General features: G+C 37.7%; 14 protein-coding genes. 2 read left to right on the forward strand and 12 right to left on the reverse strand.

Annotation, left to right across the window (positions count from 1 at the left end; all coding sequences use genetic code 11):
• Window positions 1-250: 250 nt before the first annotated feature.
• The 4 genes from ACHB7C_RS12085 to ACHB7C_RS12100 all read right to left on the reverse strand — a co-directional run bounded on the left by ACHB7C_RS12085 (window position 251) and on the right by ACHB7C_RS12100 (window position 2,847).
• Entirely contained in the window at window positions 251-757 is a 507-nt protein-coding gene (locus ACHB7C_RS12085; protein ID WP_210855301.1) for an AAA family ATPase, read from the reverse strand.
• Window positions 758-1,007: 250 nt separating this feature from the next.
• Entirely contained in the window at window positions 1,008-1,811 is an 804-nt protein-coding gene (locus ACHB7C_RS12090; RefSeq protein WP_048607795.1) for an antitermination protein, read from the reverse strand.
• An 11-nt stretch (window positions 1,812-1,822) separates the two neighbouring features.
• On the reverse strand, window positions 1,823-2,284 hold the full coding sequence (locus tag ACHB7C_RS12095) for a DUF1367 family protein (protein WP_042844962.1): 462 nt from the start codon (window positions 2,282-2,284) through the stop codon (window positions 1,823-1,825).
• Window positions 2,285-2,676: 392 nt separating this feature from the next.
• The gene (locus ACHB7C_RS12100) at window positions 2,677-2,847 is read right to left on the reverse strand and encodes a hypothetical protein (protein WP_164975505.1); all 171 of its coding nucleotides are present in this window, start codon (window positions 2,845-2,847) and stop codon (window positions 2,677-2,679) included.
• A 460-nt stretch (window positions 2,848-3,307) separates the two neighbouring features.
• Here ACHB7C_RS12100 and ACHB7C_RS12105 point away from each other — a divergent pair, with 460 nt between their 5' ends.
• Entirely contained in the window at window positions 3,308-4,060 is a 753-nt protein-coding gene (locus ACHB7C_RS12105; RefSeq protein WP_071548264.1) for a LexA family transcriptional regulator, read from the forward strand.
• Window positions 4,061-5,017: 957 nt separating this feature from the next.
• On the opposite strand, the gene ACHB7C_RS12110 is transcribed toward ACHB7C_RS12105, so the two are convergent.
• From ACHB7C_RS12110 to ACHB7C_RS12125, 4 genes are read right to left on the reverse strand one after another with little or no spacing between them, the layout of a single operon-like run.
• Window positions 5,018-5,404 (reverse strand): hypothetical protein, encoded by a 387-nt coding sequence (locus tag ACHB7C_RS12110; protein ID WP_042844968.1) that lies wholly within the window; start codon window positions 5,402-5,404, stop codon window positions 5,018-5,020.
• A gap of 42 nt (window positions 5,405-5,446) precedes the next feature.
• The gene (locus ACHB7C_RS12115; protein WP_042844971.1) at window positions 5,447-5,683 is read right to left on the reverse strand and encodes a hypothetical protein; all 237 of its coding nucleotides are present in this window, start codon (window positions 5,681-5,683) and stop codon (window positions 5,447-5,449) included.
• 11 nt (window positions 5,684-5,694) lie between these two features.
• Entirely contained in the window at window positions 5,695-6,483 is a 789-nt protein-coding gene (locus ACHB7C_RS12120; RefSeq protein WP_129466190.1) for a MipA/OmpV family protein, read from the reverse strand.
• Between the two features lie 24 nt (window positions 6,484-6,507).
• Window positions 6,508-7,386, reverse strand: coding sequence for an HARLDQ motif MBL-fold protein (locus ACHB7C_RS12125; RefSeq protein ID WP_042844972.1), 879 nt, complete (start codon window positions 7,384-7,386; stop codon window positions 6,508-6,510).
• Window positions 7,387-7,465: 79 nt separating this feature from the next.
• On the opposite strand from ACHB7C_RS12125, the gene ACHB7C_RS12130 reads away from it, so the two are divergent.
• Window positions 7,466-8,380: a LysR family transcriptional regulator gene (locus tag ACHB7C_RS12130; RefSeq protein WP_042844974.1), complete on the forward strand. Its 915-nt coding sequence runs from the start codon at window positions 7,466-7,468 to the stop codon at window positions 8,378-8,380.
• A gap of 124 nt (window positions 8,381-8,504) precedes the next feature.
• Here the strand turns inward: ACHB7C_RS12130 and ACHB7C_RS12135 are convergent, their stop codons facing one another.
• From ACHB7C_RS12135 to galK, 4 genes are all read right to left on the reverse strand, one after another.
• Entirely contained in the window at window positions 8,505-10,136 is a 1,632-nt protein-coding gene (locus ACHB7C_RS12135; protein ID WP_042844975.1) for a sodium/sugar symporter, read from the reverse strand.
• A gap of 286 nt (window positions 10,137-10,422) precedes the next feature.
• Window positions 10,423-11,427, reverse strand: coding sequence for a substrate-binding domain-containing protein (locus tag ACHB7C_RS12140; protein WP_042844978.1), 1,005 nt, complete (start codon window positions 11,425-11,427; stop codon window positions 10,423-10,425).
• Window positions 11,428-11,590: 163 nt separating this feature from the next.
• Window positions 11,591-12,631, reverse strand: coding sequence for a galactose-1-epimerase (galM, locus tag ACHB7C_RS12145; RefSeq protein WP_129466193.1), 1,041 nt, complete (start codon window positions 12,629-12,631; stop codon window positions 11,591-11,593).
• 29 nt (window positions 12,632-12,660) lie between these two features.
• A complete protein-coding gene (gene galK, locus ACHB7C_RS12150; protein WP_395347447.1) occupies window positions 12,661-13,821 on the reverse strand; it encodes a galactokinase in 1,161 nt (386 codons plus the stop codon).
• Window positions 13,822-13,869: the final 48 nt, after the last annotated feature.

The raw sequence follows: 13,869 nt of genomic DNA on the forward strand, positions 1-13,869 counted from the left end.
CTTAATATCAATTAAAAACTAACTATTAGAATAAAAAATTTAACCCACTCAATTTTAGCTTAATTTAAGAATTGCTATTTTACCCATAAAAAATTAACTAGAAATTAGCTTTTTACTATAGACAAAAAAAGCCGCACTAGGCGACCTCTTGAATATAAGCTATCCACAAGACTAGATCACTGAACTTGTAAGGGTTACCTTACATATTAGTCGGTTAAACATAGAAAATGGCATCACTGTCCCCTTTAAATTATGAAGTTTCATTTAAATGTTTTTTAATTTCTAGTGAACACTGCTTAGTGTTATTAACTTCAACTATCTTATGCATAACAGCTGGGGTTGAATCAAAAAAAACATTTAATTGGTTATCAAATCGCTTTGCAAAGCGAAGTAATTCAATGGTATTTAGAATCGTTTCCTTATGTCTTGTTTTTGTTATTTTTGCAAGTAGGTAACGCTTTATTATTCTTAACACACATATCCGATATGGGATCTTCAATCTAATAATCAAAGAGCAGTCTTCAAAGAATGGGAGCATCCGACGATCATACGCGCCTTCAACTATCCAATCTCTTTCCGATTTTATGGCAGAAACAAGTGAATTAATTATCTCAGGAGTATTTTTAATATATTCTCCACTCCTTTTATTCCAATATATATCATCATACGCATAAGTAGGGACATTCAGTTCAATGGCTAATTTTTTAGCTAACGTTGTTTTCCCTGCGCCAGAAATGCCTATAATGCAGACTTTCACTTAAAACCTCACTTATCGTGCTAAACCACAGAAGATCACAAAATAAAACCCTGCCGAAGTGAGGTTCTACTCTTAAGAAAACGAAACACTTGTTGAGGTTTTTAGATATAAAAAAACCCCGCAATCGCGAGGTTTTGAATTGGTAAAATGAGACATCGATTTACTTAATTAGGTATAGAATGTCCATTTTGTAAAAATAATAAACCAGCTTCGGACAAAATGCAAGCTTTTTACTGTTTATTTGATCAGTTTATTTTATCGCTTTGCTAAACGCCTGCTCTGCAATACTTTCCTCAATGAAACATTTGCTGGCCAATGTTTCATAAAACGGTTTCCAATTTCGGCGCCATGTTCTTTCGTTAAGCTCTGGTACCAAGTGCTTTATTGCATTATATGCGACAGATGAGGGAACGCGCTTAAAACCGAGGCCTGCACACCGTGGGCAATCTTTGAATACTGGGACGCCCTGTCGTTCTGTTTGTGCTTCATCCAGTACTTTCCCCCGCCCCTTGCATCGACAGCGCTGTGTTAACTGGCCTTTTCCCTTACATGACTGGCAAATCACTTTTTCAGTTTCCACGATCTCACGCTCAGTATTTGTATATCGTTTGGGCTTGTCCTTGGTAAAGGAGGAAAAGACAGCGTCTCTTGTTGAATATTTTGTTGTAGTGACTTGTTTATCAATCATCCCTTTGCCGCTACAGGTTGAACATGGGAAAACGGAACCTGCCGAACGAGCGTAGTCCTCAAATGCGATTTTGGCCAATATGATTAAACAATGACCTAGTTTTTTACCTGCAGCTTTTGCTACCAGCTTTGGGGTCTGTTTTTTCGCATATTGCGTCAAGGCTTCTATGGTAGAAATTTTATCCTCTTCGCTGACATCATTTTTAGCGAGAAAAGCCGTCATGCCAAACTTAGCCTGAGGATCAATCATCCCCATAGCAGCTATGATGTCCGTTCCAGTTAAACGGTCGGGTGATGTACTGCTCGCAGTATCGCTAAATATCGGTGATTTGGGGTGAAAGTTTTTCAGTGCATTTTCGAGTTTCATTGGTCTTGCCTCTAAATAAAATCTAATAACTGAGCTGCCACATTTTCAGCAACCTGTTGGGTGGGAATTTTACGAAATAAAATACAGTTCCAAAGTACATCGAGGGTGGCTTTGTAGAGTTCACCAAAAGCTAGGTCGTTCATTTTGGTAAAACTGATTAATTGGGTGATACGGCGTAGGCTGCCATCAGACATTTCAAAGGTTTCATAATGGCCCAATTGTTCTACTAACCAATAACGGAGAGCATTAAAGAATTTATCAATTGGAGTATTGTCGCCAATTGGCTGCCAATATTTATCCCCTAAATTGAGTATTGCGGAGTAGTTGCGATGGCGTCGTGAATCGCGGTCTTTCTTGAAATCAGCCGAAAGCACACCACCACACTTGATTTTGACGTGCATGAATTCCCTTGCTGGGCGGGAAGCCGAAACAAGAGAGCCGTTAGATATTTTGATAAAGCTATACTGTGCCATACTTTTTCTCTCAGTAGACACAGCGAGTATTTAGATTGGGTGTTCAAGCCAATAAATGGATTATACACAAAATACTGTTTAAATGAACAGTGTTTTGTGTGTTTAACCTACCTATTCCACAGTCGTCTATGATAACAACTTAGATATCCTATTGTTTCGTTTAGAGCCGAATAGTATCACAGTATGTCATCCATTCGAATCAAATTCGCATTCTTACAAGGCTCTCTACTGGCTCTACGTAATGCACAATTTCTTTGAAGCATTTTTACCCCCTACTTACCAAGAAATAACTCAGCCTCAGTAATGCCTGATTCTTTTTGCCGCTTACGTTATTCAGCTTTACGTTCTGTTACTGTTTTTTGTCATTGGCCTGCCACTTCATCTTAGTTTGGTTAATGCACTGAGCAATAACGCTCGATAGATAGCTCATCGACTCGAGCGCCACCAAGATTTGCCCAAAATACGATTGTTGAAAGTACATCTTTTTCGCTTGTTGCGACAAAAAGAGTTATGAAAGATTCTTGGTTCCATAAACCACTTGCTTTATAAACCGATTTTTTCATTTTCACTCCAACTAACGACATCTAATAACCTTATGACAAGACGGCCTTATATCCGTTATAAAATATATAACCATATGATGGGAGCGATTTTCTTTTTTCCAAGTGCATATATTTCAACTTTTAAGCGATGTATTAAACGATTAAAAGATAAATCAAATCACCTCACTTCGGGTTATAAAGCAAGTGGTCTAATAACCCGTTTGTTTTTGATGCCCAGCCAATGCCTTTACAACATTTTGGAATGGAGTTACCTTTGATGACTTAGCTGATATAGCCCTGTATCACTCCAATGGTTTGAGCAAATTCAGACTGATTAAGTTACTGTTATTTTTTAGGTAAATATTTAATCTTATTTGTTAGCTCCTTTTTTACTTAACGATTCAACATTAGCAGTACTAATAACGAAAAATAATAGCAATACTAGTGGCATAATATTAGCAATACAAATAAAATAGATGATATGAATAGAAAAATTTCAGAATCAGACAAAATAGCAGCCCAAAATTTACGTAATATCTGGGAAAGCAAACGTGAATCTCTCAGCTTAACTCAAGAAAAAGCAGCTGAGGCACTTGGCTTTTCTACGCAAGGAGCCGTCAGCCAGTATCTCAATGGCCGTACTGCGTTAAATACAGATACCACATTAAAATTTGCCGCTTTACTTCGTGTTAAGCCTGAAGATATCAACCCCGAATTAAAAATTTTACTCGATTACGTCAGGTCAACAAATAGAAGTGAAGATACCACTCACCCACAACAATCGATTAGAAGCGATCACAACACATTGAGATTAATGGATATATATGCAAAAGCAGGTCCCGGTGGTTTTATTAATAATGACTTCCCTGACACCATAAAATCAATAGAATTCTCTTCCGAAAAGATTTTTGAGTTATTTGGTCGTAAAAGTCTTAAAGGAATTGAGATGATTAATATCAGCGGCGATAGCATGTCTCCGGCAATTAATCCTAGGGATGTTGTTTTCGTTGATACACACAGTGACTTTTTTGATGGGGATGGCGTCTATGTATTTAGTTTTGAAAGCTCCCTATTCATAAAACGATTACAGCGAGTTAAAGGCCGGAAGCTTGCGGTCAAATCTGATAATCCTGCCTATGAAACTTTTTATATTGAAGAAGCTGAGATGCATGATTTACGCGTAATAGGTAAAGTCATAAAGTCTCTTCCAATAAAAATGGTTGATTTTGCTTAACCAAAACAATCAATTAAATACTATCGCTAATATTTTCGGTTTTTTATCGCCTAGAGTAATTAGCAGTGCTATTGAATGATAAAAATATCGATGCTAATATTATTTCTACTAATACAAACACAGCAAGTATTTAGATAAGTGTTCAAACCTAAAAATCAGCCTACCTAGGGAAAAGAGTTAGGCTAACGTAAGAGGCAAGACCAGCCAGTTAGGGCTGACAAGCGTTGATTGATAGGCGTAAAAAAACCCACCTAAATGGGTTTCTTTACCTCGGGTCGCCGACCAAAGCTAACCGAGTATTCTGCTAGCGCGACCAAACGCTAGAAGAGGCAAGACCAATGATAAATCACTGATCAACTTTATTTTAAAGGAGCCGCAATAAAAGCACAACCTAAACGGTCTATGCCCACGCTCTATATGGTGAATTTTAAATTTCATCGGTTTAGGGTAACATTTTAATTGCGTTAAAAAACGTTAGGATATATAGCAAGGATAATGAAAAATAGATTGATAAATGGTACAGTTATTACTGCTTATAGCCCTAGATATTCCCCCTCATCAACTAAATAAACTTGTGTTAAATACCACCTGTTACCCTTAAAATTAAATGATATTCATAAATAGATGAGCAACTTTCTGGCTCGATATATTACATAGTAACAATAATAGATAGCCCTAATGTCTATAATCAAAGCCTATAGGTAAGAAAAAGCCTTTGCAATTAGGCCGTTATGCAGGTTAGTTTTACTCCACCTAAATAAAAAAACGCACTTACCGTGTCATTTCATTGATATATAGTTACCTAAAACATGGTTGATAAGGGGTATCACTGATGCGCAACAAGTACATTAAGTAAAATTTATCAACATGCACAGAGAGATAATAGCCCCTTACTTAAGGTAAATAAGCATTCTTTTCTATATCGATACTTTTCCTACTGATAACCGCTTAACCCTATTATCTTTTTCTATTTTGACAAATTACTATAGATAAAAAATCTATAATATCAAATTTAAAGAAATAATTCCTTATGAAAATAGGCGTAACCCTATCTATAAAGTCGCCATGGCTTATATATAAACTTTCATTAATAAGTACTGCACGCAATTGTTTTCGTTTATTCCAATCAACATCGGATTGCACAGTGATTGTCACCCTATTTTCTTTATCATTTAATGTTGAAAGAGTGATTTTTATTTCTCTTTTTTCTTTATCACATCCATATATTACTCCCAACTTAGGGTATAAGTCATAGTTTATATTTTCAAACAAACCGCTGCTATTTAACTCTCTTAAAAACTTACTAAAAATAATAATCATAGTTATCCAATAAAAAGGTGCCATTAGTTAGCACCATAAATTACAATATAGAATATAAAGTTAAATTTAATAGCTATGTGAATAGTTTTTGTATCTATACCCTTGAGACTTCATACATTCAGCGATGAGTTCTGGCCTTTCATTTGAACTCACTAAAGCAATACCAATATCATATTTACATTTTGCCAAGACATTTTCAGAGTCTTCATAATTTACACCTTCTTTATACCAGCCTGGGCCTACAACACATCCACATAATAAAAACACTGATGCATATATAGTATATTTAATATTTATTTTCATTTGCATGTTCTTTAAAATGTATATGAGAGACCAATTATATTGACTAGCCCATATTTTTGTTTTGTAATTGGGCTATCAGCCGCATCACCAAATAGATAATAACCTCCAGATTTTAAATTAAGGAAAAAATTCTCACTCAACCTATAGTTCAACCCGATTAGAATACCTGCATCTTTAATACCTGCTTTGGGGGTATATACAGCGTAATCCGTCTTAAGAGACTGCTTTTCAGTCACGCCGAAGTAAGCTTGGTTATAATTTTTATTTACGTATCTTGTGGATATATTGGTATCAATAAACCAGTCATCATTTAATTCAAAATGCGAGTTAACCCCAAACTCAACCCTTGTTGCATTATCAACATCTACCCCGCCATAATCCCTATGTCCAAGTGCCGTCAATGAATTAATATAGATAGAATGCTCTTCTATACTATAACTCACTTCAAAACCCGCAGCTATAGCACCTTTAAGGTCTCCCATTCCCTTTAAGTCTTTATTTTTACTACCAGAAAAACCAATTTCCTCTTTTCGACCTTGCATATAAGCGCCAAGAACACCTATATGAAAATTATCAAACAGACTATATTGCCACTTTGCACCACTAGTGCCCAAACTAAATATACCAAAACTGTTTGTATCTACTGTGTATTGGATCGTCGCATCCGGTATTAAAATATATTTATCAGACCCTTCATAGGGTGATGACATTCCAACACCTGCACCTAATATTAATTCATCGGCAAAAGAATTAGTGCATAAAATAGCACCCAACATTGGGACTAAATATTTAACTGTCATGATTTTCACTCTTTATTTACAGGATTATAAATGTAATTGGCTTATTAAAGACATTTTGGATTTTTCAACATAACGTTTAAGGCCATTTTCATCATAAAATGCCTTATCATTTCCATTATTTAATTCTTTAAGTTTATCTATAAGGTCAAACTTATCTCCCTTACTTGCAATAAATATATCTACCTTTTGATCATACAAAACCTGATAGCTATACTGGAGGTCTTCAATAATTTCTGGATAATTCAGATTATTAATTAAATAATAGCCAGGAGTTGCTAGGCTATCTGCATATATCAGTGTGTCATTATTATTTAGTTTTATCTTCCATGACGTACTTCCCGGTAAATGCCCTGGCGTTAATAATATAGTAAAAGTTACACCATCAAGACTAAATGATTCATTATCATTTAAGAGTAAATCTGTTTTAACTGAAGGAAATAATAATGCATCACCTAATGCAAAATCATCTGCACCACCTAAAGCCAATTGCTCAGCATTGAGTTTATTCGAAACGACCTTTGCACCACTTATTTTTTTTAATTTAGCTATCCCACCCGCCTGATCCAACCTAGCATGGCTGTTCAAAATATATTTGATATCCCTAATATTAAACCCTAGTTTTTCAATATTACTTTGAATTAACTCTGCGCTTTCATTTAAGCCCGCATCAATGAGTACATGACCTTTATTTGTTGTGATCAATATAGACGTTAAATTTGTCGTTCCAACATACCAAACTTGAGGGGCTATTTTGAAAGGTGCAATAGGCTTTGCCCATTCCATAAAGACACTTTTAGGTGGAGCGACAGATAATGGTTGCTCAGGATGTAATGAAGCATAAGCTATAGGTTGCACGACTAACCCTTGCATGCAGAGCAATACTATTAATTTTAACTGTTTCATGAATACCGTTACTTGTTTATCATCGAAACAAGATGATAGTATAAGTAAATTGAATTCTGCTCATTAATATTGGTGCAAAATGAACCTGGCTCAATTTGATTTTAATCTTCTCAAAGTTCTCTATGCATTACTTTTAACAGGAAGTACCAAGGAAGCAGCTTCTAAACTGGGTATTTCATCTTCCGCGGTCAGCCACGCATTGAGTCGGCTACGCTCAGCGTTGGGTGACCCGTTATTTAAACGAGAAAATAATCTTCAAGTTCCAACCCCATTTGCTTTAACACTTAAAGCGAAACTCGTTCCCCTTTTTATTTCCTTGAATGATGATTTATTTACAGATTCCATTGATGGCTCAAGAAGTTTCAAAATTGTCTGCCCCCCAGCATTGATGGATATTATGACCTCTCCTTTATCAGAACTGTCTTTCAAGTTAGATTTTTACGCGGAATGTATTCCATACCAAAGGCGGTCTTGGCGTGAAGAAGTGCTTGATGGCACCATTGATTTAGTCTTTGCTGTCGGTGGAGATCAAAGCCCTGTATCGTCGCTAAAATTTGAAACTATAGGTATTAGCCGATTAGTCATTATCTACGGAGCGCCATTAAGACCAGCTTTAGAGCACGTTAAAGAATTAAGCCTTGAACAACTCGTATCTTATAAACATGTCTATTGTTTACCTTGGCCCCAAGATGACAACGAACTAGATAGGCAATTACGTCGAAGAGGTTTATTTAGAACTATTGGCTTTAAATGCCCAGAATATTCGCAAGTGATATCAGCAATAAATAGCAGCCCATATTTAGCGATTGTGCCAGAACCTTGGCTAGAAAATCAGTCACTAAAACATACCATTTACCAAACGAAGCTTACTGATAGCCTTGCCATTGGTAATTTATTTATGATGCACAGAAAATCAATGCAACCTTGGAAGAAAAAAATTGTTGCGTCACTTAAATCCAAAATAGAATCGTATTATAAGACGACTAATTTATAACGATATCAGAGCATCTGTTAATAAAAGTATATAAAATCGCTATCCAAGCGAGTAAAAATAAGTAAGGCGGGAATATCCCGCCTTTTGTTATCATTTTAATGGTGAGTTTAATAATGCTATGGCGTTACCAGAAAAGTGCGTATAAAACACACAAAACAACCATAATAACGTAAGCGGAAATATTGAAACCTGTTGACGTTTTAAAGGTCTCGGAAGTTAAAATAATAGCGCCATCACAATCATCCCCTTTTGCCGTTGTAAGGCTAATCAACCCGATCACTACAGCAGTAAAGAAGAAGGTGTACATCATTTGATCAAGGAAAGGCATACCTAATGGCATTAATTTCAAGAATAAAGCAAATGGAATAGACAATAATACCCCGATGATCGCGCCTTTCGCATTTGTTTTCTTCCAGAATAAACCTAACAAGAATACCGCTAAGATCCCAGGGCTCACTAAGCCTGTATATTCCTGTATATATTGGAAAGCTTGCCCGATATTACCCAGTAATGGTGCAATAAAGCAGGCGATGATCAATGCAACAACCGCACTGACTCGGCCAACATTAACCAATTTATGGTCCGTTGTTGCAGGTGCAATATATTCCTTATAGATATCCATGGTGAAGATAGTCGCTACAGAGTTCAACATAGAAGCTAAAGACGATACGATAGCGGCTGCTAATGCTGCGAATACCACCCCTTTCGCGCCTACAGGCAAGAACTGGGTTAGCCACGGATAAGCTTTATCCGCTTGCGCTAATGTCGGTATATGTTCTTGTGCCATAGTCCCCAAACCAGCAAGCAATGCAGGGTCTGAAACTATCACAAAAGCAGCGATACCAGGCACAACAACTAAAATCGGTACAATAAGTTTTAGAAACGCAGCAAATACTAACCCTTTTTGAGCTTCATTGATGGATTTAGCGGCTAATGCACGCTGAATGATATATTGGTTAAAGCCCCAATAGTATAAGTTGGCAACCCATAAGCCACCGATTAACACGGCTATCCCCGGTAAATTACTAAACTGAGGGTTATCTTGGCTTAGGATCATTTCAAAATGAGTAGGCGCTTCGCTTGCCATACGGCTCATTCCTGCAAACAAACCGGCGTCCCCACCAATATAACTCACAGCCATAATTGTCGTTAACAAGCCACCTAAAATCAGGAAGAATACTTGCACGACATCGGTCCATGCTACTGCGGATAAGCCACCATAGAGGGAGTAAATTACCGCAAATAATGCTAAACCAAAAATAGCATAATTCATTGGTATACCTAGGATTGTTTGTAACGCTAACGCACCTAAATATAGGACTGAGGTTAAGTTAACAAAGATAAATAATGCTAGCCAGAATACCGCTAAAATGGTTTTTAATGTTTTATTAAAGCGTTTTTCAACAAATTCAGGAATAGTATAAATACCTTTATCAATAAACACAGGCATAAAATACTTAGCGACAATAATCAAGGTAAGTGCCGCCATCCATTCGTAGGATGCAATTGCCAGACCAATCGAAAAGCCTGATCCAGACATGCCGATAAATTGTTCTGCGGATATATTTGCTGCAATTAATGATGAACCGATAGCCCACCAAGGCAATGTTTTACCTGCCAAAAAATAATCTTTAGTTCCTTTTTTTTGCCCGTTTTTATCTCGTGATACCCAGAGCCCAACACTAATAATAACAAGCACGTACAGGATGAAGATCCCGTAGTCTAAAGTGCTTAGTCCAACCCCTTCTGTCTGCATAATAAAATTCCTTCGCCAAATGATAACGAAGTTAGTGTAAACGTTACCACAAATAATCACCGTTACTTAAATCACATATTTTCACAATATTCTTAAGAATATTCACTGAATTAGCTAAACATTAGATTTAAACCTAGAAATCACGTCATAAATGGCATAAATAACAGAGAGAATCTGAAAGTCAGCAGGCTAAAATCTAAAATACGTGATGACCATCAAAAATAAATGATAACGTTTACATAAAAAGTGAATGAGTGCTCAATTCATGGCTCTAATGGCATTACCACTAAGAATGCAATGGTCGAACGGAATTGCGCTGAACTAAGGTCGGGGAGTAAATTAAGCTATCCCCTAAGATTTTTTCACCCCGAGCTAAAGAGAGGGCTAATTGCGTTGCTTTTTCAGCCATCATTTGAATAGGATAACGTACAGTGGTTAAACGCGGGTGAATATACCGAGCAATCAAAACATCATCAAAACCAATTACTGAAACCTGTTCTGGTGAGTGAATTTCATTTTCATCCAATACGGCAATCGCCCCTGCTGCCATAAAATCGTTATAGCCAACCACGGCGGTGATCTCCAATGACTTGGTTAGCAAATTAGTCATTGCTTGTTCCCCGCCTTCACCGTAAGGGACACCATATTCGACATAACTTTCTGAAAGAATAATACCATTATTTTTTAACGCATCGCGATAGCCCATTAAGCGCTGTACCGCATCCTCAATTTGATGATTTGAAGAAATATAAGCGATTTTAGTATGCCCATGACGAATTAGATGTTCAGTCGCTAAATATGCCCCTTTATAGTTATTTAATGAAATACAACGGTGAGCGATTTCATCAATATGCCGATTAATCAGCACCATACTTGGAACTTCTTTCGCGTATCCAATCAGTTCATCATCCGAAAGGGCTTTTGAATGAATAATCAATGCATCACAGCGGTTATTGATCAATAACTCAATAGATTGGCGCTCTTCTTTGGCATTATGATAACCATTGCAAATCAAAATATGTTTGCCATTTCGATGAGCAACGCCATCAACGGCTTTAACCATTACCCCAAAAAATGGGTCGGATACATCATTAACCAGTACACCTATTGTATTAGAACTTTGGTTCACTAATGCACGAGCAGCAGCATTTGGCCGGTAACCCAACTTATTCATTGCACTTTTTACTGATGCAATAGAAGCTTGACTCGCTTTCGGCGATTGGTTGATCACCCGTGAAACCGTTGCAACAGAAACGCCGGCTTCTTTTGCTACATCTTTGATTGTCGCCATCGTATACCTCTACAATTAGGATGGCTTATTAAACAATGAGCTAGGATTAAAAACAATGGCATAACGCATATTAAAATCATTTAAATGAAAACAACGGATTATTCATGCCTAAATAGCAAAACACCGCATCACTGCGGTGTTAATAATTATGCGAAATAATACATTAAAAAATAAATTGATAGCATGTTTCGCTAGTATAGCGTTGATTTGAGTATGAAATTGGGCTGTATTTAGCCCCCCATTCAGGGTGGTTTACCGCATCAGGTGGAAATTGAGTTTCAAATGCAACGCCAGAAAACGGGGTATATTCCTTTGTTTTTCCCGCGACAGAAGTCAAATAATTCCCTGTATATAATTGCATTGCTGGCATGGTTGTTGAAATATTCATCTGAACATCCCCCGCAGGTGCACGAAGTGAAGCGACCGTTTGCTTCCCATCAATACGAGTGCTATCAAGGATAAACGTATGGTCATATCCCCCAACCATTATTTGGTCTTCATCTTGTAAAAAACCACGGCCAATTGGCTTTCCTTGGCGAAAATCAAAATAGCTGCCAGTAACACCGCGCCACGCCCCTGTTGGCACCCCGTCTTTGTTTGTCGGTACATAATCGTTACTGTGGATTTTAAGCTCGTGCTCAAATAACGTTTTTTCCGTATTTTCCCCAGCAAGGTTAAAGTAGGTATGGTTAGTCAAGTTCACAGGGCAAGTTGCCGATGTTTGGTACTGATAACGAATAATGACCTGATTTTCATCTGTTAATTCATAACTCGTATCGACTCGCAACTCACCGGGAAAGCCTTGGTCACCATGAGGGGAAATCAGAGTAAACACCACCTGTTGAGCATGACGCTGTGAAATAGCCCAAACCCGATAACTGAAATTATCTTCCCCCCCATGTAAACAATGCATTCCTTGATTACTAGACACTTTATAATTTTCACCATCAATCGAAAATTGTGCGTTCGCGATTCGGTTGGCAACACGGCCCACTGTAGCCCCTAAATAAACCGTCTGCTGCATCTGCTGCGCAATATTTGGCGAACCTAAAATAACATCACGCTGACCACTTGCTAAGGGTAAGATACAGCTCATCCAGCTTGCCCCCAGGTTCGTCAAAGTAATTTTCATACCATTTTGATTGGTTAGCTCAATAATTTTAGCGGCTTGTAACGCAAGACGTTGCTCGTGAGTAAATTGCATTTTTTCCCTCAATTTGTCAGGTTCTATGATCAACTCAAACTCACTACGCCAGCGCCGGCACTTGGCTGACAAACATAAATATCCGCCTGTAAGCCTGTCATTTTAGAATATTGGGCTTCAACAGCCTCAATCACTGGTTGCACAAGTTGTTGTTGCATTAAGGCCACCACACAGCCCCCAAAACCACCACCGGTCATACGCACACCACCTTGAGCCCCTAAAACAGATTTCACAATGTCGACTAATGTATCAATCTCTTTTACGGTGATCTCAAAATCATCGCGCATGGAAATATGTGATTGCTCCATCAATTGGCTTAACAAGGGTAAATCATTTTGTGTCAACGCGATTGCGGCTAACTGTGTACGCTCATTTTCACTAATCACATGCTTAGCCCGTTTGGCAACTAATGGCGGTAATTGATGTTGTTTTTGCAAAAACTCATCATAGGTCACGTCACGCAATGCCTTTACAGCCAAGCGCTCAGCAGCTTCTTCACATTGTTTACGCCGAGTATTGTATTCACTTCCCACTAGCCCCCGTTGTTTATTTGAATTGATTATCATCACAACTAGGTCGTCAGGGATAGAAATTGCCAGTAAATCCAAACTACGACAATCAATCAATAAGGCATGCCCCTCATCACCACAGGCTGAAATTAATTGGTCCATGATGCCACAGTTACAACCGACAAATTGGTTTTCCGCCTGTTGACCATTCAGCGCAATATCTTGCTGACTAATATCTAATTGATACAAGGCCTTCATTGTTTGCCCTATAACCACTTCTAATGAAGCTGAAGAACTTAACCCCGCTCCTTGCGGTACATTGCCACTGACTGCGATATCACATCCGTTAAACTTAAACCCACGTTGCAGCAAGAACTTAATTACACCGCGAATATAATTGGCCCACATTTTTTCAGGTAAAAATGTAATTTCTTGGTCTAGGCTAAACTCGTCACAATCATTATTATAATCGGCAGCAACTACTCGAATAATACGGTCATCACGTTTTGCCGCCGCAGTCATTGTTAGGTAATTAATGGCACACGGCAGCACAAAACCGTCATTATAGTCTGTGTGTTCACCAATCAGATTCACTCGCCCTGGAGCCTGAACATAAATATTCGCTGGATAACCAAAGGTTTTCTCGAATGAATTAGCAACCGTTTTTTTCAGCATTTCCACTGTTTGCTTTCCTTAATCGTAAAATTGATTTACTCGAACAATAAAATC

Source organism: Providencia sp. 2024EL-00732 (assembly GCF_044006275.1).
GTDB lineage: Bacteria > Pseudomonadota > Gammaproteobacteria > Enterobacterales > Enterobacteriaceae > Providencia > Providencia huashanensis.